At 72.0% G+C, this 21,064-nt stretch carries 10 protein-coding genes; 7 read left to right on the plus strand and 3 right to left on the minus strand.

The features are described 5' to 3' along the window. The first annotated feature begins 36 nt into the window (after nucleotides 1–36). Both ACZ4VI_RS14195 and ACZ4VI_RS14200 read left to right on the plus strand, forming a co-directional pair. Nucleotides 37–822, plus strand: a complete 786-nt coding sequence (locus ACZ4VI_RS14195) for a glutamate racemase (RefSeq protein ID WP_467999480.1) — start codon at nucleotides 37–39, stop codon at nucleotides 820–822. Between the two features lie 60 nt (nucleotides 823–882). Then, nucleotides 883–1,458, plus strand: coding sequence for a hypothetical protein (locus ACZ4VI_RS14200; RefSeq protein ID WP_467999481.1), 576 nt, complete (start codon nucleotides 883–885; stop codon nucleotides 1,456–1,458). Nucleotides 1,459–1,483: 25 nt separating this feature from the next. Here ACZ4VI_RS14200 and ACZ4VI_RS14205 read toward each other — a convergent pair whose 3' ends face one another. Then, complete coding sequence (locus tag ACZ4VI_RS14205) at nucleotides 1,484–2,485, minus strand: O-antigen ligase family protein (RefSeq protein ID WP_467999482.1); 1,002 nt, start codon at nucleotides 2,483–2,485, stop codon at nucleotides 1,484–1,486. A gap of 221 nt (nucleotides 2,486–2,706) precedes the next feature. Here ACZ4VI_RS14205 and lnt point away from each other — a divergent pair, with 221 nt between their 5' ends. The 4 genes from lnt (at nucleotide 2,707) to ACZ4VI_RS14225 (ending at nucleotide 7,760) form a co-directional block, all read left to right on the plus strand. Beyond that, nucleotides 2,707–4,308, plus strand: a complete 1,602-nt coding sequence (gene lnt / locus ACZ4VI_RS14210) for an apolipoprotein N-acyltransferase (RefSeq protein WP_467999483.1) — start codon at nucleotides 2,707–2,709, stop codon at nucleotides 4,306–4,308. 68 nt (nucleotides 4,309–4,376) lie between these two features. After that, nucleotides 4,377–4,859 (plus strand): NUDIX hydrolase, encoded by a 483-nt coding sequence (locus ACZ4VI_RS14215; protein ID WP_467999484.1) that lies wholly within the window; start codon nucleotides 4,377–4,379, stop codon nucleotides 4,857–4,859. A gap of 55 nt (nucleotides 4,860–4,914) precedes the next feature. Then, nucleotides 4,915–5,817, plus strand: a complete 903-nt coding sequence (locus tag ACZ4VI_RS14220) for a 3-hydroxybutyrate dehydrogenase (RefSeq protein ID WP_467999485.1) — start codon at nucleotides 4,915–4,917, stop codon at nucleotides 5,815–5,817. 53 nt (nucleotides 5,818–5,870) lie between these two features. Continuing rightward, entirely contained in the window at nucleotides 5,871–7,760 is a 1,890-nt protein-coding gene (locus ACZ4VI_RS14225) for a helix-turn-helix domain-containing protein (RefSeq protein WP_467999486.1), read from the plus strand. Nucleotides 7,761–7,820: 60 nt separating this feature from the next. Here ACZ4VI_RS14225 and ACZ4VI_RS14230 read toward each other — a convergent pair whose 3' ends face one another. Both ACZ4VI_RS14230 and ACZ4VI_RS14235 read right to left on the minus strand, forming a co-directional pair. Next, nucleotides 7,821–9,191 carry an MFS transporter gene (locus tag ACZ4VI_RS14230; RefSeq protein WP_467999487.1) on the minus strand — a complete coding sequence of 457 codons (1,371 nt, stop codon included), beginning with the start codon at nucleotides 9,189–9,191 and terminating at the stop codon, nucleotides 7,821–7,823. Nucleotides 9,192–9,255: 64 nt separating this feature from the next. Continuing rightward, the gene (locus tag ACZ4VI_RS14235) at nucleotides 9,256–11,997 is read right to left on the minus strand and encodes an AfsR/SARP family transcriptional regulator (protein WP_467999488.1); all 2,742 of its coding nucleotides are present in this window, start codon (nucleotides 11,995–11,997) and stop codon (nucleotides 9,256–9,258) included. A 485-nt stretch (nucleotides 11,998–12,482) separates the two neighbouring features. Here ACZ4VI_RS14235 and ACZ4VI_RS14240 point away from each other — a divergent pair, with 485 nt between their 5' ends. After that, nucleotides 12,483–21,050 (plus strand): LamG-like jellyroll fold domain-containing protein, encoded by an 8,568-nt coding sequence (locus ACZ4VI_RS14240; RefSeq protein WP_467999489.1) that lies wholly within the window; start codon nucleotides 12,483–12,485, stop codon nucleotides 21,048–21,050. Nucleotides 21,051–21,064: the final 14 nt, after the last annotated feature.

Below are 21,064 nucleotides of genomic sequence, written 5' to 3' on the forward strand. Positions count from 1 at the left end.
GGCGGCGACGCAAGGGCGGTCGGCTAGGGTGACCGGGTGAAGATCGCGCTCATGGACTCCGGAATCGGCCTGCTCCCGGCGGCGGCCGCGGTACGCCGACTGCGGCCGGACGCGGATCTGGTCCTCTCCAGCGACCCCGACGGCATGCCGTGGGGCCCGCGTACGCCCGAGGACCTCACCGAGCGGGCCCTGGCCGTCGCCCGGGCCGCCGCCGCCCTGGAGCCCGACGCGCTGATCGTCGGCTGCAACACCGCCACCGTGCACGCCCTGCCCGCGCTGCGCGCCGCGCTGGAACCCCGTATCCCGGTCATCGGCACCGTCCCGGCGATCAAGCCCGCCGCCTCGGACGGCGGCAAGGTCGCCATCTGGGCGACCCCGGCCACCACCGGAAGCCCGTACCAGCGCGGACTCATCCGCGACTTCGCCGACGGCGCCGAGGTCACCGAGGTGCCTTGCCCCGGCCTCGCCGACGCGGTGGAGCACGCGGACGCCGACGCGGTGAAGCGGGCCGTCGCCGCCGCCGCGGAACTCACCCCGCGTGACGTGCGGGCCCTGGTCCTCGGCTGCACACACTACGAACTGGTCGCCGAGCAGATCCGTGCGGCCGTGGAGTCCGCCGACCTGCCGCCCGTGGTTTTCCACGGCTCCGCCGGGGCAGTCGCAGCACAGGCGCTTCGCCGTATCGGTGCCGAGCCCGCGCTCGACGCATCCCCGTCCGGCGGACTGACGGTCCTGCTCAGCGGCCGGACCGGAGAGCTTCCGCCCGCAGCCCTGGGGTACGCCGAGGGCCGGCTCCTCGGGTCCGCGGCCGTCGCCCGCTGACGGACGGCGGGTGGCGTCGATCAGGCGCCGTAGGAGCCGAACGTGAGTAGGCTGCCTGGCATGAGGGACCATCCCCGACATCCCCGGCATCCCCGCCCCCTGGACACGGATGCACCGGTGCCCAGGGTCTGGCGGGGGCGTGCCACCAACCGTATGCAGTGGGTTGCGGCGGCCGCCGGTGCGGGCTGCATGGCCCTCGGCATCACGCTTGCGGTCGACTCCCCGTGGACCTCCGGCCTCGCGGCGCTCCTGATGGCCGCGATCGGCTGTGTGGCGGCGGGTCTGCTGGTGCTGTTCGGCACGCTCGCCTTCGTCCGTGTCGAGGTGAAGGTGGACGAGCGGGCGATGGAGGTCCGCTGCGGCCACATCGGCGTGCCGCGCTGCCGCATCCTGCTCTCCGAGGTGGTCGGCGCCGACTACATCCCGAGGGTCACTCCGCACGAGTGGGGTGGCTGGGGATACCGCTGGCGCCCCGAGAAGGGCAAGGGCGTCATCGTCCGCCGGGGCGAGGCCATGGCCCTGCGCCTTGACGACGGCGGGACGTTCACGGTCACCGTCGACGACGCCGAGTTCGGTGTACGGGTCATCCGCGAGCGGCTCCGTCCCGCGAAGCCGACCGAGCCGACGGGCGCCTGAGGTTTCCGGTCCGGCCCGGCGTGGATCAGTCCGCCGGTCTCGGGGCGGCGCGGGCCGTCGCCAGACCGGCGAGCAGGCCGGCGCCCGCCGTCACGGGAGTGAAGCTCAGCGCGTTGCCGACCGTCGCCAGGCCGGCCAGCGCCGTGAGCGTGGCCCCCGTCGTGAGAACGACCGCCGTCGTGCGGGGCGAGGACCACAGGCCGCACAGCAGCCAGCCGTAGGCCGCACCCAGCAGGACCACCCCCGGCACCCCTTGCTCCGCCGCCTGCTGGAGCACGGCCGAATGGGGCTTGCCGTCCGCGGAGAAGGTCTCCCGGGCCGTCGGGCTCAGTGCGCCGAACCGGTCCGGACCCACCCCGAGCACCGGGTTCTCCTTCGCGAGGGCGACCGCGTCCTGCCACAGCAGCACGCGGTGCCGGGTCAGCTGCCCCTCCAGGGAGACCGCGAGCCCCTCGGGCAGCCGCTCCTCCGCCACGGCCCACGAGGCCCCCACGACCAGCCCCGTCGCCAGGGCGAGCCCGAGCAGCCCGAGGAGCCGGCGGCGCATCCGTACCGCCGCCAGGGAACAGAGAAGAACGCCGGTCGAGGCGATGAAACCCGCGACCGAGCCCAGCGCCAGTGCCGCCCCCGCCATGGCCAGGGCGAGCAGTCGCAGCAGAATCCGGCGGGACCCCGACCCGGCCGCCGAGGCCGCACAGCAGGCCGCCCCGACGGCGAGCACGAGCAGCGCCGCGGCCGCTCCCGTATGACCGGGCGGTACGGAGCCGGCGGGAGTGGCGCCCGGAACACCCGGTCCGGAGGCCAGCGCCAGGCCCAGGGCGGCGAGGGAGGCCACGACGGCGGCGGCCACCGGAAGCAGGGTGCCGGCGATACGGCCGCAGGCGTACCCGGCGGTGAGCGCGAGGACGGCGAGGAGCACCCCCTCGGGGCGCGCCTCCCGCCCGGCGGCGCTGACGAGCGACCAGAGCACACAGGCGCCGAGGACCAGCACCCCCGCACCGTCCGTGGCCCGGCCGCGCTCGCGCACGACGGCATCTTCAGCGGCAGATGCAGCCATCCCCCTCGACCCCCGCTCCGTCCGGCCGCCACCGTAACGGCGCGGCCGGGATTTGGGGAGCACATGCGCAGGAACGTTGCAGCAGGAGTGAAGGAAGGGTGACGGTCGCCGGGATCTCCGGTGCGGGAGTTGTCCGGGCGCGCCAGGGCCGGGCTGCTCAGGCCGTAGGCCGGCGCCGTAGACTCCGCAACGTGAGCGCCACCATCACCCCCGTCGACGCCCCCGGCCCCGCCGCGGCCCCCGAGCCCGGCCCGACCGGCCTGCGACGCCTGGTGCGGCCCGGCGCGGCCGTGCTGTCCGGGGCCCTGCTCTTCCTGAGCTTCCCGCCCCGACCCCTGTGGTGGCTCGCGCTGCCGGGCTTCGCGCTGCTCGGCTGGACCCTGCGCGGCCGACGGCTGCGCGCCGGGTTCGGCCTCGGCTATCTCGCCGGGCTCGGCTTCCTGCTGCCGCTGCTGATCTGGACCGGAGAAGAGGTCGGCCGCTTCCCGTGGATCGCGCTGTCGGCCGTCGAGGCGCTGTTCATCGCCGCCGCCGGACTCGGGATCGCGGCCGTGTCCCGGCTCTCCGGCTGGCCGGTGTTCGCCGCGGGGGTGTGGATCCTCGCCGAGGCGGCACGCGCGCGTGTCCCGTTCGGCGGCTTCCCCTGGGGCAAGATCGCCTTCGGCCAGTCCGACGGCGTCTTCCTGCCCCTGGCGGCGGTCGGCGGCACCCCGGTGCTCGGCTTCGCCGTCGCCCTCTGCGGCTTCGGTCTGTACGAGGTGATCCGCCAGGTCCGGGCGTACCGCGCGACGGGCACCGTCCCGCGCGGCCCGCTCGCCGCGGCCGCCCTCACCGTCCTCGTCCCGGTCACCGGCGCCCTCGCCGCGCTGCCGCTCGTCGACAACACCGCCGAGGACGGCACGGCGACCGTCGCCGCCGTCCAGGGAAACGTTCCGCGCCTCGGGCTCGACTTCAACGCCCAGCGGCGGGCCGTCCTCGACAACCACGTCGCGCGCACCGAGGAGCTGGCCGAGGCCGTCGAGCAGAAGAAGGAGCCTCAGCCGGACTTCGTCCTCTGGCCGGAGAACTCCTCCGACATCGACCCGTACGCCAACCCCGACGCGGCGGACGCCATCGACCGGGCCGTGAAGAAGATCGGCGTGCCGACCGTGATCGGCGCCGTCGTCGCCCCGGAGACGGGCAAGCTGCGCAACACCCTCATCGAGTGGGACCCGGTCAAGGGGCCCGTCGCCGACTACGACAAGCGGCACGTCCAGCCCTTCGGCGAGTACATCCCGATGCGGTCCTTCGTACGGATCTTCAACAGCAACGTGGACCGCGTCAGCCGCGACTTCGGCCCGGGGAACAAGATCGGCGTCTTCGACCTCGCCGGCACCAAGGTCGGCCTCGCGACCTGCTACGAGGCGGCGTTCGACTGGGCCGTGCGCGACACCATCACCCACGGCGCCCAGCTGATCTCCGTACCGAGCAACAACGCCACCTTCGGCCGCAGCGAGATGACCTACCAGCAGCTCGCCATGTCGCGGGTGCGGGCGGTCGAGCACAGCCGCGCCGTCGTCGTACCGGTCACCAGCGGGGTCAGCGCGATCATCGCGCCGGACGGCCGGATCGTGGAGCGGTCGCAGATGTTCACCCCGGACGTCCTGGTCGAGAAGGTGCCGCTGCGCTCCTCGCTGACCCCCGCGACGCGCATGGGCACCCTGCCCGAGGCGCTTCTGGTGGCGGTGGCGGGGGCCGGGCTCGGCTGGTCGGTGCTGCGGTCCGTCCGCGCCCGCCGGAGCCGCGAGGCCTGATCACGTGCGCAGGCCCCACAGCTCGAGGGGCTCGAGGGGCTTGATCCACCGGGGCATAGGGTCGAGGCATGGGTACTCCTGACTTCATCCGCGAGCTCCGGGCCAGCGCCGGTCACCAGCTGCTCTTCCTGCCGGGCGTGAGCGCCGTCGTCTTCGACGACCGGGGCCGGGTCCTGCTCGGCCGGCGCGCCGACAACGGCCTCTGGTCGATCATCGGCGGCATCGTCGAACCCGGCGAGCAGCCGGCCGCCTGCGCCGTCCGCGAGGTGTACGAGGAGACCGCCGTGCGCTGCGAGGTCGAGCGCGTCGTGCTCGTCCAGACCCTGCGCAAGCCCGTCGTCTACCCCAACGGCGACCAGTGCCAGTTCATGGACGTCTCCTTCCGCTGCCGCGCCGTCGGCGGCGAGGCCCGGGTCAACGACGAGGAGTCGACGGACGTCGGCTGGTTCGACGTGGACGACCTGCCGGAGATGAAACGGTTCTCGCACTTCCGGATCGAACAGGCGCTCGCCGACGAACCCACATGGTTCGACCCCATGACTATGAGCTGAACTGTGGGTTGGGAACACATCGGTTGAGGGTGGGGCGCTTCATACAGTGCGGAGCATGAGCGCCCCCACCACATCAGGTCCCGTACCGGCGCAGGTACCGGCACCACCCCTCCAGGCTCCTGTCCAGGATCCCGGACAGGCTCCCGCCCAGGCTCCGACCCAGCGCCCCGCAGCGGTCCCCGCGCCCGGTGCCGTCCTGCTCGACCTTGCCGGCCGTACCGCGCTCGTCACCGGTGCGGCCGGAGGCATCGGCCGGGCGTGCGCGCTCCGGCTCGCCGCGGCGGGGGCCCGGGTCAGAGCCGTCGACCGGGCCGCCGAGGGACTGGCGGCGCTCGCCGAAGAGGCCGACGGCCTGCCGGGCGCGGTGGAACCGCAGACCCTGGACCTCACCGACCTCGACGCCGCCGAGCGCGCGGCAGCCGGCGCCGACATCCTCGTCAACAACGCCGGACTGCAGCTCGTCCGCCCCATCGAGGAGTTCCCGCCGGACGTCTTCCACACGGTCCTCACCGTGATGCTGGAGGCACCCTTCCGGCTGATCAGGGGCGCCCTGCCGCACATGTACGCCCAGGGCTGGGGCCGGATCGTCAACCTCTCCTCCGTCCATGGACTGCGGGCCTCGGCCTTCAAATCCGCCTATGTGGCAGCCAAACACGGCCTTGAGGGGCTCTCCAAGACCGCCGCCCTCGAAGGCGCTCCGCACGGAGTCACCTCCAACTGCGTCAACCCCGGCTATGTGCGGACGCCCCTGGTCGAGCGGCAGATCGCCGACCAGGCCACGGCACACGGCATCCCCGCGGAGCGGGTCCTGACCGACGTGCTGCTCAAGGACTCGGCGCTCAAGCGGCTCATCGAGCCGGAGGAGGTCGCCGAGGCCGTCCTCTACCTGTGCACCCCGCAGGCGTCCTTCATCACCGGCACCTCCCTGACCCTTGACGGCGGCTGGACCGCGCACTGACGGTTTTCCACAGGGGTGGTGCTCCCACCCGTACGGCAGGTATCCCTGTGTCCATGTCCCAAGAACAGGTCTCCTACCTGGAGCTCCTCGCACGAGGCGCCGCGGCGGAGGCGTACGACCGGCCCGCGCTGCTCGCCCGTGCGAGCGGCGCGGGCCCCGAGGCGTTGGCCGCACTCGAAGAGGCCAAGCAGCTCGCCCTGCGCGTCCGGGCCGAGCTGGAGGGGAGAAGGCGCCGCGAGGCGGAGCTCTCCGCCCTCTTCGAGACCGCCCACGACCTCGCGGGACTGCGCGACCTCGACGCGGTGCTCCGCGCCATCGTCCAGCGCGCCCGCTCCCTGCTCGGTACCGAGGTGGCCTACCTCAGCCTCAACGACCCCGCCGCCGGAGACACGTACATGCGCGTCACCGAGGGCTCGGTCTCGGCGCGCTTCCAGCAGCTCAGACTCGGCATGGGGGAGGGCCTCGGCGGACTCGTCGCCCAGACGGCCCGCCCGTACGTCACCGAGAACTACTTCGACGACGCCCGCTTCCAGCACACCCGCACCATCGACTCGGCCGTCGGCGACGAGGGCCTCGTCGCCATCCTCGGCGTCCCGCTGACCCTCGGCAGCCAGGTCATCGGCGTGCTCTTCGCCGCGGACCGGCGCGCCCGGGTCTTCGAGCGGGAGCAGGTCGCGCTGCTCGGCTCCTTCGCCGCGCACGCCGCCGTGGCCATCGACACCGCCAACCTGCTCGCCGAGACCCGCTCGGCCCTGGCCGAGCTGGAGCGGGCCAACGACATTATCCGCGAGCACAGCGGCGTCATCGAACGGGCCTCCGAGGTCCACGACCGCCTCACCGAACTGGTGCTGCACGGCGGTGGCGTGCACGACGTGGCCGAGGCCGTCTCCGAAGTCCTCGGCGGAAGAGTCGAGTTCATCGAGGACGGCCACGCCTCCACCCGGCCCGCCGACGGCCACGCACTGCGCGAGGGCGACCGCTGGGTGGCCGCCGTCTCGGCCGGCGGCGAGTCCTTCGGCGCCCTCGTCCTGCACGGCCAGCCGGACCTCGACCCCGTCGACCAGCGCACCCTGGAGCGCGCCGGTCTGGTGACCTCGCTCCTGCTGCTCGCCCGCCGTTCGGCCGGTGAGGCGGAACAGCGGGTACGGGGCGAACTGCTCGACGACCTCCTCGACGCCCCCGACCGCGACCGCCGCCTGCTGCGCGAGCGCGCCGCCCGGCTCCGTACCGACGTCGACGCACCGCACGTGGTCCTTGCCGCCCGGATCGACCGCGCCGGCGACGGGGGAGAGGCGGACACCGGCGGCCGGGAGAGCGCGGACCGGCAGCGCCTCTGGTCGGCGGCCTCTCACCTGGCCGCCACCCGGCGGGGCCTGGCCTCCGCACGCGACGGCGGGACGGTACTGCTGCTCCCGCTCGGCCCCGACGAGGACGCCGCCGAGCTGGCCCGGCAGACCGCCAAGCACCTCGGCGGCGCACTCCGCGAACCCGTCACGGTGGGCGCCTCCGCGCCCGTCTCCTCACCGCTCGCCGCGCCCGGCCAGGTGGCCACCGCGTACGAGGAGGCCCGCCGCTGCCTGGACGCCCTGCGTCTGCTGCACCGCTCCGGCGAGGGCGCGGCAGCCGAGGACCTGGGTTTCCTCGGGCTGCTGCTCGCCGACACCCGGGACATCGAAGGCTTCGTCGACCGCACGATCGGTCAGGTCGTCGCGTACGACCGGCGTCGCGGCACGGACCTGGTGCGCACGATGGACGCGTACTTCGCGAGCGGGATGAGCCCCGCCCGTACGAAGGACGACCTCCATGTCCATGTGAACACCGTGGCCCAGCGCATCGAGCGCATCGGACGCCTCCTCGGTCCCGACTGGCAGTCGCCGTCCCGCGCGTTGGAGATCCAGCTGGCCCTGCGGCTGCACGCGATGTCCGCGGCGGTTGCCCGCTGAACACGCCGAAGGCGCCGGCCCCTTTCGGGACCGGCGCCTTCAGCGTGTACTCACGTGTACTCAGGCGTCCGCGCGGACAGCGGCCTTGGCCTGCGGGGCGTCCTCGGCGACCTCCGACAGGTCGCGGTCGCGGGTCTCCCGGGCGCAGGCGATGGCGACGATCGTGAGCAGCGCGGCGGCGATCACGTACAGGGCGATCGGCGTCGAGGAACCGTAGTCCTGGAGCAGCGCGGTCGCGATCAGCGGCGCGGGGGCGCCGGCGGCGACCGAGGAGAACTGCGCGCCGATGGAGGCGCCCGAGTAGCGCATCCGGGTCGCGAACATCTCGGAGAAGAACGCGGCCTGCGGCGCGTACATCGCTCCGTGCAGGATCAGGCCGACGGTGACGGCGAGCAGCAGCGAACCGAAGGTTCCCGCGTCGATCAGCAGGAAGAACGGGAACATCCAGGCGCCGACGCCGATCGCGCCGATCAGATAGACCGGCCGGCGGCCGATCCGGTCCGACAGCGCGCCCCAGGCCGGGATGACGGCGAAGTGGACGGCGGAGGCGATGAGGACGGCGTTGAGCGCGGTCTGCTTGGAGAGGCCCACCTGGGTCGTCGCGTAGACGAGGATGAACGCCGTGATCACGTAGTACGAGATGTTCTCCGCCATGCGGGCGCCCATCGCGATCAGCACGTCCCGCCAGTGGTGCTTCAGTACGGCGACCAGCGGCATCTTCTCGACCTGCTCGGCCGCGGCCTTGCGCTCCTCGGCGGCGGCGAGCGCGGCCTTGAACACGGGCGACTCGTCGACGGAGAGCCGGATCCACAGGCCCACGATCACCAGCACACCGGAGAGCAGGAACGGTATGCGCCAACCCCATGACAGGAAGGCGGAGTCGGAGAGCAGCGCGGTCAGCGCGGACAGCACCCCGGTCGCGAGCAACTGCCCGGCCGGCGCCCCGGTCTGCGGCCACGAGGCCCAGAACCCGCGCCGCTTGGCGTCCCCGTGCTCCGAGACGAGGAGCACGGCCCCACCCCACTCACCACCGAGCGCGAAGCCCTGCACCAGCCGCAGCGCGGTGAGCAGCACCGGAGCGAGGGACCCGACGGCCGCGTGGGTCGGCAGCAGCCCGATCGCGAAGGTGGCCCCGCCCATCAGCAGCAGACTCAGCACCAGCAGCTTCTTGCGCCCGAGCCGGTCACCGTAATGCCCGAACACCAGCGCACCGAGCGGCCGGGCGGCGAACCCGACCGCGTAGGTGAGGAAGGAGAGGAGCGTGCCGACGAGCGGGTCGGACTCGGGGAAGAAGAGCTTGTTGAAGACCAGCGCGGCGGCCGATCCGTAGAGAAAGAAGTCGTACCACTCGATGGTGGTGCCGATGAGGCTGGCGGCGACGATGCGACGGAGGTTGGACGGGGCGGGTGGAGCGGTCGCGGGGGAGGACATCGGCACCACTTCCTGGCGTTTCGACGGGGACGTTTCGTGTCGCCACACCGTAGAAACATGCAGGTCAGGAGCGTATGTGGTGGGACACCATAGTTCCAGGTGTGGGAGTGCGCGCGTCCACCATGGGGGCGGTGCCGAGTTCGGCGATGAGCCCGAGCAGTTCGGGGCGGTTGGGCCAGTCCGTGTCGCGGAACTCGTCCATGATGCGCAGCGCGGTCTGCCAGGCCACGTTCGCCTCGGCCGCATTGCCTCGTCCACGTTCGGCGAGGCCGAGGTGGTGCAGCACGTACGGCTCCACCCATCGGTCACCGTGCTCGTGGATCAGGTCGAGCGCTGCGCGATGGGCCTTGACGGCCTCGTCGTACGCGCCCAGACCGGTGTGGGCCTGGCCGAGAGTGTCGAGCAGATACGGCTCGAGCCACAGTGAGGCGCTCAGGGCGAGTGCCCGGCCCGCCATGTCGACGGCTTCGTCGAACTGTCCCAAGAGGACATGAGACATGGCGATGTTGTTCATCAGCCGCGCTCGCAGGTCGTGAGAGCCGGTTCCGCGGACCAGGTCCAGCCCCCTGCGCAGCGGGACCAGCGCGTCGGCGTACCGCATCAGGAACAGATACTCGCGGCCGATCGAGCAGAGCGTGGAGGCGAGGCCGTTGTCGTCACCGACAAGTGCCCACTGCCCGGCGGCCCGCTCCAGTTCTTCGATCGCGCGATCGTGGGCTCCGACCTTGCAGTAGGTGGTGGCGAGCAGTCCCTTCAACGCCGCCACCACGACCCGTTCGCCTGCGGCCTCGGCCGAGCGCAAGGCGACGGGCAGGAGGGCGAAGGCGTCGTCGACGTAGTGCTGATGGTCGAGGAACGGCCACAGATCCAGGGTGATCGTGTACGCGACACCGTGCCGACCGCGCCGTGCGGCGTCGCGGACGACCGCCGCGAGGTTGTGGCGCTCGCCGGTGAACCACGCCAGCGCCGAACGGCTGTCGGCGAAGGCGAGTGCGTCAGCGGCGTCGTCGTAGGGGACGTGGCTCTCCTGGTGGCCGATGGCGCGCCGGGCGGAGGCGGTGGAGTGCAGGTACCAGGAGAACAATCGGTCGAGCGCGGCCTCGTGGTCCGGCGGGGGGCCCGCCTGCGTCGACAGCTCGGCGGCGTAGAGGCGGACCAGGTCGTGCAGGCGGAACCGGCCTCGCTGGTGCTCCTCGACCAGGTTCGCCTCGCACAACGCGGCCAGCGGTGCCTCTGCCCCGGACAGTGCGGTGGCCGCGGCGACGGAGATGTCCGCGCCGGGGTACAGCCCGAGGGTGCGGAACAACCGTGCCGAACCGGAATCGAGTACCTCGTACGACGTGGACAGCGCGGCGCGCACGCTGGTCAGCGGGTCCTCCTCGCTGTGCAGCAGGTCCAGGCGGGTCTGCTCGGCACGCAGGTCGGCGGCCACCTGCGTCAGACGACGATGCCCCGTCCCGGCAGCACGTTCGGCGGTAAGGGTCAGAGCGAGCGGCAGGCCGTCGCACAGCCTGGCGATCTCGCTGAGCGTGTCGCGGTCGTGGGCGACGCCCTGGTAGTCGAGCTCGATCGCGAGGAGTTCGGCGGACTCGGCGATGCTCAGCCGGTTGAGCGCGACCCGGTGCGCACCTTCCCTGGCGGCCAGTCCACCGAGGCTGGTGCGGCTCGTCACGATCACCGTGGGTCCGGCGCCAGGCAGCAGGGGCCGCACGTGCGCACTGTCACGCGCGTTGTCGAGCACGATGAGCAACCGACGGCCCGCCGTCACGCTGCGCAGCAGAGCGCCGCGTTCGGAGAGCCCCTCGGGCACCTGCCGCGGCGGAATCGCCAGGGCACGAAGCATCTCCCCGAGGGCCGCGCGGGCCGGCACCGGCTCCGCGTCCCCGTGCCCCCGCAGATCGATGAACAGCTGGCCGTCCGGGAACCGCTCCCGGGCCCGGTACGCCCACTGCACCACCAGACTGGTCTTACCCACACCGCCGGGCCCATGGACGGCGACGAGATCGCCGCCGTCCAATGCCGTCAGCAACTGCGGCCGGACCACATGGCCACGACGCGGCAACGGCAGCTGCCGGGGGACCACGGCGGTCCCGTCCGCGGCGGCTTCGTCCTGGGCGAGCAGGTCGGTGAACACCTGCTGCACGGCCGCACCCGGCTCGACCCCGAGCCTGTCGGCGATCAACGCCCTGACCGCGCCGTACAGTTCGATGGCCTCAGCGGTGCGGCCGACATGGTGCAGAGTCCGCATCCGCAGCGCCCACAGCGATTCACGGAGCGGAAAGCGGTCGGTGAGGGCGTGCAGTTCCTCGGCCAGACCAGGGCGGCCGCCGTGCGCGAGGTCCCGTTCGACTCGGCGTTCCACGGCTCTGAGGTAGAGGCCGACGAGCCGCTCGGCTTCCACCTCACGCAGCCAGTCGGACACCGAATCGGTGAACGGCGTGTCGCGCCAGAGAGCAAGGGCCTCCGTGAGCGCGTCGGGCGTGTCCGCCCGCTCCACCAGGTCCCTCAGGAGCAGTGCGTCGACCCGAGCCGTGGGCAGCCGCAGGACGTAACCGCCCGGCGCGGTGCCGATCAGATCGGTCCCCAACGTCGCGCGCAACCGCGAGACGTACGTGTGAAGAGCCTGGCGCGGCTCACGGGGGCGCTTGTCCGCCCACAGCCGCTCGATCAGCAGCTCGAAGGAGACGGGACGGCCGGCAGACAGGGCGAGGATCGACAGCAGCGCGGGCAGCAGCCGACCCGGCAGCGCCACGGCGCTCCCCGCTCGGCGTATCTCCAGCGGCCCCAGTAAGCGGATCTCCAGCACCCTGACCTCCCCCGCCGGGAGCATATCCGCGTGCCTGCCCGGACGCGGCATGGCTGACGCTGGCGTGTCCACGACAGGCTCTCTCCCGGAGCGGCCTTCTTGTAAGCCGTCTGTAAGGCCTCCTCTGCATAATCCGCTGTCGGGGTCGGCCGTCGGCACTGCGGCCATGGTTTCGGGGAGGTCGGATGAGGGCCAGGTGGCGTGCGGCCGTGCTCGTGGTGGGTCTCGCGTTGTTACCGCAGACCATCGACTGGCGGGGAGTGCCGTCGACGCCGGGCACCTCCGCGTCGGCGGAGCTCCCTCGGCAGCGTGGGGGATCGGCCGAGGGGCTCGATCCGCGCTCTTCTTCCGTGGACACGAAGACCGGTGCGGGGCCAGATGTCGCACGGCGGCCCGTGCGGCCGCGGGGTGCCGTGCCCGACCGGGTCGACGTTCCGCCGGTGCGGCCCGGCGAGGTCGGGCCCGGTGTGTTGACCAAGCCTCCGATGACGTCGGTCGCTGCCGACAGCCATGGGTACGACCGGCTGACGAGCCGGGAGATCGGGCGTGGGGCGTCGACGGTGGTGTTCCGCAATGCCGACGGCAGCCGGACGCTGCGTCTGTACTCGGGAGTGACGAACGTCCGCCGGGCTGACGGGACGTGGGCCCCGGTCGATCTCGCTCTGCGCGCGGAGGGATCCAGGCTGGTGCCGCGCGCCGCGCCGTTCGACGTCAGCTTCGGGCGGGACTCGGCCGACGCGGTGGTACGGCTGGACGCCGAGCACGACGTGCGGTTCGCGCCGGCCGCGGCCAAGGCGGAGCCGTCGGCCAAGGGTGAGGCCACGGACGCGCAGGTCACCTACCGTGAGATCGGGCCGGACGCCGACCTGGTGCTCAACGTGACGAGTTCCGGTGTCAAGGAGGACATCGTCCTGCGCTCGGCCCGCGCCGCTGCCACCTACGATTTCCGGCTCGCACTGCGCGGCCTCACACCGCGGATCGACCCGGCGACCGGCGACGTGACACTGGCCGGTGAGTCCGGCCGGGTGCGCGCGACGATTCCCGCGGGCTGGATGAGGGACGCGCACGGTGCGGTGTCGGACGGTGTCCGGTACGAACTGCGCCCCGCCGGTCGCGACTGGCGGTTGCGGGTCGCCGTCGACAAGGCGTGGCTGGCCGACGAGAAGCGTGCATGGCCGGTCAGGGTCGACCCGTCCGTACAGATCAACGCCGACACCGACGACGTGTACGTCACCAAAGGCGAGTCGGTCAGCCATCCCGGCGAGATCCAGCTGAAGGCCGGCAGCGAGACCGCGGGCAGGCCCTCGGCGTCGTTCCTTCACTTCGGCGCCTACACCGCCCAACTGTCGAATCAGTACATCAGGGGCCTGTCGCTGGTCCTGAACAACGCGGGCAGCGCCACCTGCCAGCCTCGACCGGTGGACGTGTTCGCGGTCGGTGCCCCGTGGTCGGCGGCGTCGGTCCGCTGGCCCGGCCCCGCGCTGGGGAAGCACCTGTCGCAGCGGAGCTTCGCGCACGGCGGCACTGCCTGCCCCGCGGCCGCATGGGAGGCGTTCCCGCTCGACCCGGCCCTGGCCACCGAGTGGACCCACGGGACCCCGTTCCACGGCCTCTCGGTGCGCGCGGCCAACGAGTCCGACACCTCGGCGTTCAAGCGGTTCGGCGCGACGGAGTCGGCCAACAAGCCGTACCTGGACGTCACCTACGCGCCGCAAGGAGCGTCGTACCGGGTGGACGAGGTCGTACTGCCGACCGCGAACCAGGACGGCCGGCTGAAGGCCACGGTGCGCAACCTCGGCTCCGCCGTATGGACGCCGAGCGGGAGGTACAGGCTCGGCTACGTCGTGAAGCAGGGCGACACTGTCATCCAGACCTCGCCGACGCACGCGCCGTCGGGCGATGTCGGGCCGGGCGCCTCACGGCAGTTCGACATCCCCATGCAGCCGCTCACGCCGGGGGACTACCAGGTCTACCTGACCATGTACGAGGACGGCACGCAGTTCCACACCGCGTTCGGCGTCCCTTACGGAATGTTCCCGCTCACGGTCAGGAACGTCCCGCCGAGCGTGGTGTACGAGCAGCCGGGCAGCGGCGCCGCGGTCGGTTCGCTGTCACCGGCGCTGTACGTGGAAGGCAAGGACAGCGACAACTGGCCCAATACCGGCCTGAAGTACAACTTCAAGCTGTGCGAGGGAACACCGGAGGCGCCGACCGGCTGCGTGGAGTCCGGCTGGACGGGACCGACCTGGACGCCGCCCGCGGGAACACTGCGCTGGAGCACGACGTACTGGTGGTGGGCGCAGGCCCACGACAACGTCGCTGCCGGGCCGTGGGCAGGACCGTTGGCGCTGACGCCGACGGTGCCGCAGCCGCAGATCACCAGCCACCTCGGCGGTGTGGCCGAGGGCACCGACGCGCCGGGCCTGGACCCGCAGGTCGGCAACTTCACGATGGCCACCACCGACGCCGCGGTCGCCACGGTCGGCCCCGACCTCACCGTCGCACGCACCTACAACAGCCTCGACCCGCGCCGTGACACCGCCTTCGGCTCGGGCTGGGCGTCGCGCCTGGACACAGCGCTCAAGTCCGACGACCGGACCACCGACCCGGAACTCGCGGGCAGTGTGGTGGTGACCCTGCCGAACGGGCGGCAGGTCCGCTTCGGGCGGAATCCTGACGGTTCCTATGCGCCGCCGCAGGGCCAGAACCTGACGCTGCTGTACGACGTCGCCGAGGGCCGCTTCACCTTGCGCGACGCGTCGAGCGCGATGTGGGTGTTCAACATCCATGGCCGACTGCAGTCGATCACCGACCCGGACGGTCTCACCGAGCAGCTCGAGTACGACACCGCGGGGCCGACCGGCAAACCCAAGAGCCTCTACAACACGGTCTCCAGGCGCAGGCTCCACCTGACGTGGACCGGCCCGCGGGTCACCGAGGTCCGCACGGACGAGCCCACGGCAGGGGCGGCCGCACCGACGTGGCGGTACACCTACGACGGCGCGAAGCTCGTGTCCGCCTGCGCGCCCGGGGCGGCCCCCAACTGCACCAGGTACGACTACCAGACCGGCTCCCGCTACCGCTCCGTGGTGATCGACGACGACCCGCACGGGTACTGGCGGTTCGGCGAGGCGACACAGGCCGGCGGTGCGACCAGCGCGACCGCCCGCAAGCCCGTCGCCGACCGCGGTACGTACCACGGCGTGGTGCTCGGAGCCCAGGGCGCGGTGGCGGGCACGGCCGACACGTCGGCCGCCTTCGACGGGAGCGGCAGCTTCGTGGCCCTGCCCGAGAAGCTGATCAGCCAGTCGATGTCGGCATCGGTCGAGCTGTGGTTCCGTACGACATCGGGCGGTGTACTGGTCAGCGCCGCCGACACGCCATGGGGCGTGGCCGCCGGCACGCATCTGCCGATCCTCTACGTCGGACAGGACGGCCACCTGCGCGGCGGTTTCGCCGCGACGACCACTGCGGCGAAGCAGATCACCTCCGAGCGGGCAGTGGACGACGGCGCATGGCACCACGTCGTACTCTCCGGCCTCGTCGACCGGCAGACGCTGTACGTCGACGGTCTGGCCCAGCCCGGAACGGTGGCCGGACCGATCCACCACGACACGACGCCGTACCTGACGGTGGGCGCGGGCGACTCGAAGAACTGGCCGTCGGGCAACGACGCCGACTTCCACTTCGGCGGCGGCATCGACGAACTCGCCGTGTACCGGCACGCTCTGGGCGCCACCGCCGTGGGCGAGCACTTCGCGGCGGGCAGCCCGATCGACCAGCTCACCAAGGTGACGCTGCCGCAGGACGACCGGGTGCACGCCGTCATCGGGTACGACGACGTCAACGACCGGGTGTCCACCCTCACCGACCACGACGGTCGCGCGTGGCGGCTGGACACGCCGCTGCGCGACGAGGCCGTCCGCACGGTGTCGCTGCACGGCCCCTACCCGGACCGGACCTACAGGTACGACGCCGACCACGGCGGGCGGCCCGTCTCGGTCACCACCGAGGACGGCACCCGCACGACGGAGTACAACGCGGCCGGCTTCGTGGCCTCGGAGACGGACGAGAACGGCCACAAGGCGACGTTCACGACCGATGCCAGGGGCAACGTCCTGTCCAGCACCACGTGCCGGACGGCGACCTCGTGCCAGACCTCGTACGCCGCGTACCACCCCGTCGGATCGAACCCGCTCGATCCTCGCACCGACCGCAAGGTCAGTGACAGCGACGCCCGGTCGAGCGGCCCCGACGACCCGGCGTTCCGCACCGGCTACGCCTACGACACCCGCGGCAGGCTGATATCGGCCACGTACCCGAAACCCAACGGCTCGCCGACAGCGCCCGTCGAGACCTGGACCTACAGCACCGGAAGCGAGCCCGCCGAGGGCGGCGGCACGGTGCCCGCGGGCCTGCTGCTGCAGACGACCGGCAAACGGGCCGGCCAGACCACCGCCTACGCCTACCGGGCCAACGGTGACCTCGCCGTCCGGACCGACCCGTCGGGACTGCACAACCGATTCACCTACGACGCGATCGGGCGGCTGCTCACCACGACCACGCAGGCGCCGGACGGCGGTGTGTTCGCCACCACGACCCACACCTACGACGAGCGCTCACGACTGGCGACGGTCACCGCCCCGGCGGTGACGGACCCCCTCACCGGCGTGCGGCACACACGGGTGGTCCGCTACGACTACGACGGCAACGACAACACCACGAAGGTGAGCGAGTCCGACGCGACCGGCGGCGATGCCGAACGGACCACCTCCTACCGGTACGACGCACACGACGCACTCGTCGAGACCACCTTCCCGGACGGCAGCCGGGAGTCGTGGACCTACCGCAACGCGGGCCAGGAGCGTACGCGGACCGACAGCCGCGGCTTCGCCTGGACGACGTTCACCGACTCGCACGACCGCGTGCTGAGGGAGACCGTCAGCGGGCCGGGCGTCGACCCCGACGACCCGGAGTCGACGATCCTGACCCTGCGCACCCACTCCTACGACCCGGCGGGCAGGCTGGCGGTCAGCCGGGACGCGATCGGCCGCGAGACCAGGAACACCTACTTCGACGACGACCGGCTCGCCACGTCGACCCGGGCCGGCGTGCTGCGTCCCGACGGCTCCAGGACCGACATCGTCCTCGACCGGATCGAGTACGACGCGGCCGGCCATGTCGTCCGCCGGACCCAGGCCGGCGGCAGGGTCACGGAGACGTCGTACGACCCGGCCGGATTCCCGGCGACCGTCACCTTCGACCCGGAAGGACTGCGGCGCTCGACCTCGTACCTCCGTGACGCCGACGGTCTGATCCGGCGAGCCGGCCTCAGCGGCACCGGCGACACGGAGCCCGTCGAGCACACCTCCTACGCCTACGACGCGGCGGGTCTGCTGATCCGCGAGGACGTCGAGCCGACGCCGGGCGACACCCTCAGCGTCACCTATGTGCGCGACGCACGGGGCCTCGTCACCGAGCGCGCGGACCGGCGCCGGCTGCCCACCACCTACACCTATGACGCGACGGGTGCGCTGGTGTCGGAAGCGGGTCCGGAGACGACGACCTGGGCCGGCGGCGAGGCCCAGGAGGGCGTCCGGCCGACGACGACGTTCGGCCGCAACGCGTTCGGTGACGTGACCCGGCGGCGGGACCCCAACGGCAACGTCACCACGCTCGACGTCGACCCGATGGGTCGCACCACGATCACGCACCTGCCGGACTACACCCCACCCGGTGGCACGGCCATCCGTGCCACCACAGCCGTGGAGTACGACCCCGCGGGCAACCCGGTCAAGGTCACCGACGGGCTGGGGCGGGTCACCACCATGACCTACGACCCGTACGGCAGCCTCTCGACCACGACCGCGCCCAAGGTCGGCACCCAGCCGAACACCACGACGATCCGGCACAACCGCGCGGGCGAGGTCGCCTCGGTGACCGACCCGACGGGAGCCGTCGTCGCCTCGACCTACGACGAGCTCGGCCGCAAGATCACCGAAGCGGCCCGTGAACGGGTGCCCTCCGAAGCCTGGTTCGTCACCCGATACGGCTACGACGACGCGGGCAACGCGACCTCGGTGACCTCGCCGGTCGGTGACGTGACGGCGACCGCGTACAACGCCGCGGGCGAGCCGACATCGGTCACCGACCCCACCGGCCGGGTCACCCGGATGACCTACGACCGGGCGGGACGGCCGCTGTCGGTCACCGACCCCGCAGGCCTCGAGACCCGCACCGAGTACGACACCCTGGGCCGACCCACCGCGACCGCCCAACTCGCCGGCGGCACCGCGCAACGGACCATCCGTCAGACGTTCGACCCGACCGGCAACGTCGCCACCCTGACGTCCGCCGAGGGCCGGGTCCGGTCCTTCGGCTACGACGGCGCGAACCGCGTGGTCAGCCAGACCGAGCAGATATCGCCCACGAAGGCCGTCCGCACCTCGCTCGGCTACGACGCGGCGGGCAACCGCACGCGGTTCGTGGACGGCAAGGGCAACGCCACCACGTACACGTTCACGCCGTGGGGGCTGCCGGAGTCGACCGTCGAGCCCGCGACGGCCACGACCTCCGCGGCCGCCGACCGCACGTACACCACGGTGTACGACGCCGCGGGCCGGCCGGTGCGGCAGATCGCACCGGGCGGGGTGACGACCACCACGTCCTACAACGAGCAGGGCCGACCCGTACGCCAGACCGGCACCGGAGCCGAAGCGCCCACCACAGACCGGGCGTTCGAGTACGACCCCACCGGCCGCGTCACGTCCTTCGACGCCCCCGGGGGCCGGACGACGCTGAGGTACGACGACCGCGGCAACCTGCTCGAACTGCGGGGCGCCAGCGGAGACGCGACCTTCGGATACGACGCGAACGGCCGCATCACCAGCCGCACCGACGCGTCCGGAAGCACGACCTTCGCCTACGACGGAGCCGGCCGCCTGCTGTCGACCGTGGACGGACTGTCCGGCCGGACCGTGACTCACACCTACGACGGCGCCGGGCGGCTGGCCTCCACCGCCGACGCGGGCTACCAGCAATACGTCAAGCGCCTCTACGCCTATGACCCGCTGGGCCGGGTGACCACCGACACCCTGACCGAGGCCGACCCCACCGGCGTCGCCGAGGCCAACGTCCTGCTGGGCACCGAGTACGGCTACGACGGTGACGACAAGATCGTCCGCAAGACGACGATCGAGAACAACGCACGCAAGGACAACTCCTACGGGTACGACGGCGCGGGCCGACTGACGTCCTGGACGGCCCCCGGCGGCGCTGTCACCGGGTACGGCTGGGACGACGCGGGCAACCGAACGAAGGCCGGCACGGCGGAGTACACCTACGACGAACGCCACCGCCTGCTCTCGGACGGCACCCGCGGCTACGCGTACACCGCCCGCGGCACGCTGTCGTCGGTCACCGGCACCGAGGCGAAGACCCTCGCGTTCGACGCCTTCGACCGCATGGTCGCCGACGGCCCGGTCACCTACGCCTACGACAGCCTCGACCGCGTCGGCAGCCGCAACGGCACGCCGTTCACCTACGGCAGCCTGGAGAACGACGTCGTCTCCGACGGCACGCGCGTCGTGGGCCGCGGCCCGAACGGCGAACCCTTCTCGGACAAGCCGACCGGCGGCACGACCACGGCGAAGCTGCTGTACGCGGACCAGCACGGGGACGTCGTCGGCCGCTACCGCGGCCTGAGCACCTACGGCAAGCGCACGTTCGACCCGTTCGGCAACGTCACGTCGACCTCGGGGAGCGACCTGTCGAACCTGGGCTACCAGGGGGAGTGGACGGACTCGTCGACGGGCTCGGTCAACATGGCGGCCCGCTGGTACACGCCGGGCACGGGGGGTTTCTCGGCTCGCGACTCGTGGGATGTCGCCCCGTCGCCGTCGGGGGCGGCGAACCGGTACGGCTATGGGGCGGCCGATCCACTGGGCAGCACGGACCCGTCAGGGCACTTCGCGATTCCACTCGTGCTGCTGGTACCGGGGGCGATCGCCGGGGCCGGGGCGGCCGCCGCCGGTGTGGGCGCGGCGCTGGACCACTGCGCTCACAACTGTGGCCGGATGCTGGGCGAGATGTGGGATCGCCTCACCACAAGGACCGTGCAGGGGACGGCGATAGCCGTCACGACGGTGACGGTCGGCTGGGACGCCGTGTCCGAGATGGACGAGCTGGCCCGGTGGAAGTGGGAGGGGCGCACCAAGCCGGGCGGCGGTGGGACGTCCTCCTGCCCGCCGACCGAGTGCCGCCCGAACTGCCCACCGACTGCGTGCCCTCAGCCGCCGAAGCCGGGTAAGCCGGACGACCCGCGGCCCACGCCACCACGGCTGCCGCGGTGGGCGGAGAACCTGATCAAGGCAGTCGCCCGGGATCCCGCGGGGCGGACGACCGTTCCCCGTCCTGAGCAGCAGGACGCCGTGGACGGTAACACCCCGTTCCTCGACTACTCCGAGGAGATCGCCAGTGCGAACAACGAGGTGATCAAGGACACGAGGAAGCGCATAGGTCTGAGCGAGGAAGAACTCGCCAAGCTGCGTGCCGCGTTGGAGACGCGCACACGCGATTCCAAGAAGTGTCTGAGCGGATTCGGCAAGAGCGACATCCCGCACAACTACTGGCCGGTCAGGGACGACCGGGCCACTGGTGCGAACGCCTGCCTCAACCACGCCGACGACCTGGAGGGAAGCCACGCCCGTGCGATTCCGAAGGACTGGTCGAAGGGCTGCGGCCTCGACCGAGCACACCTCATCGCGTGTTCGTTCGGCGGAGACGGGACCATCGTAGCGAACCTGGTGCCGACCACACCGTCGGCCAACCGCCGGGGCATGTACTGGGACTTCGAGTACTGCGTCTCCCGGGAGATGAAGGACAACCAGCAAGAGCGGATCGCGTATCTGTCCGTACCGGTCTACGGCGCGGACAACCAGGTTCTGGGCGTCGCCATGACGGCGGTGGGAAACCAGGGATACCACCGCGGGCGATTCATTCCGAACCAGGTCGGCGTCAAGCACACATACACCGACGACAAGAAGTGCTCTTAGGAATCAGCGGAGGA

The sequence above is a fragment of the Streptomyces sp. NPDC029169 genome (assembly GCF_055563935.1).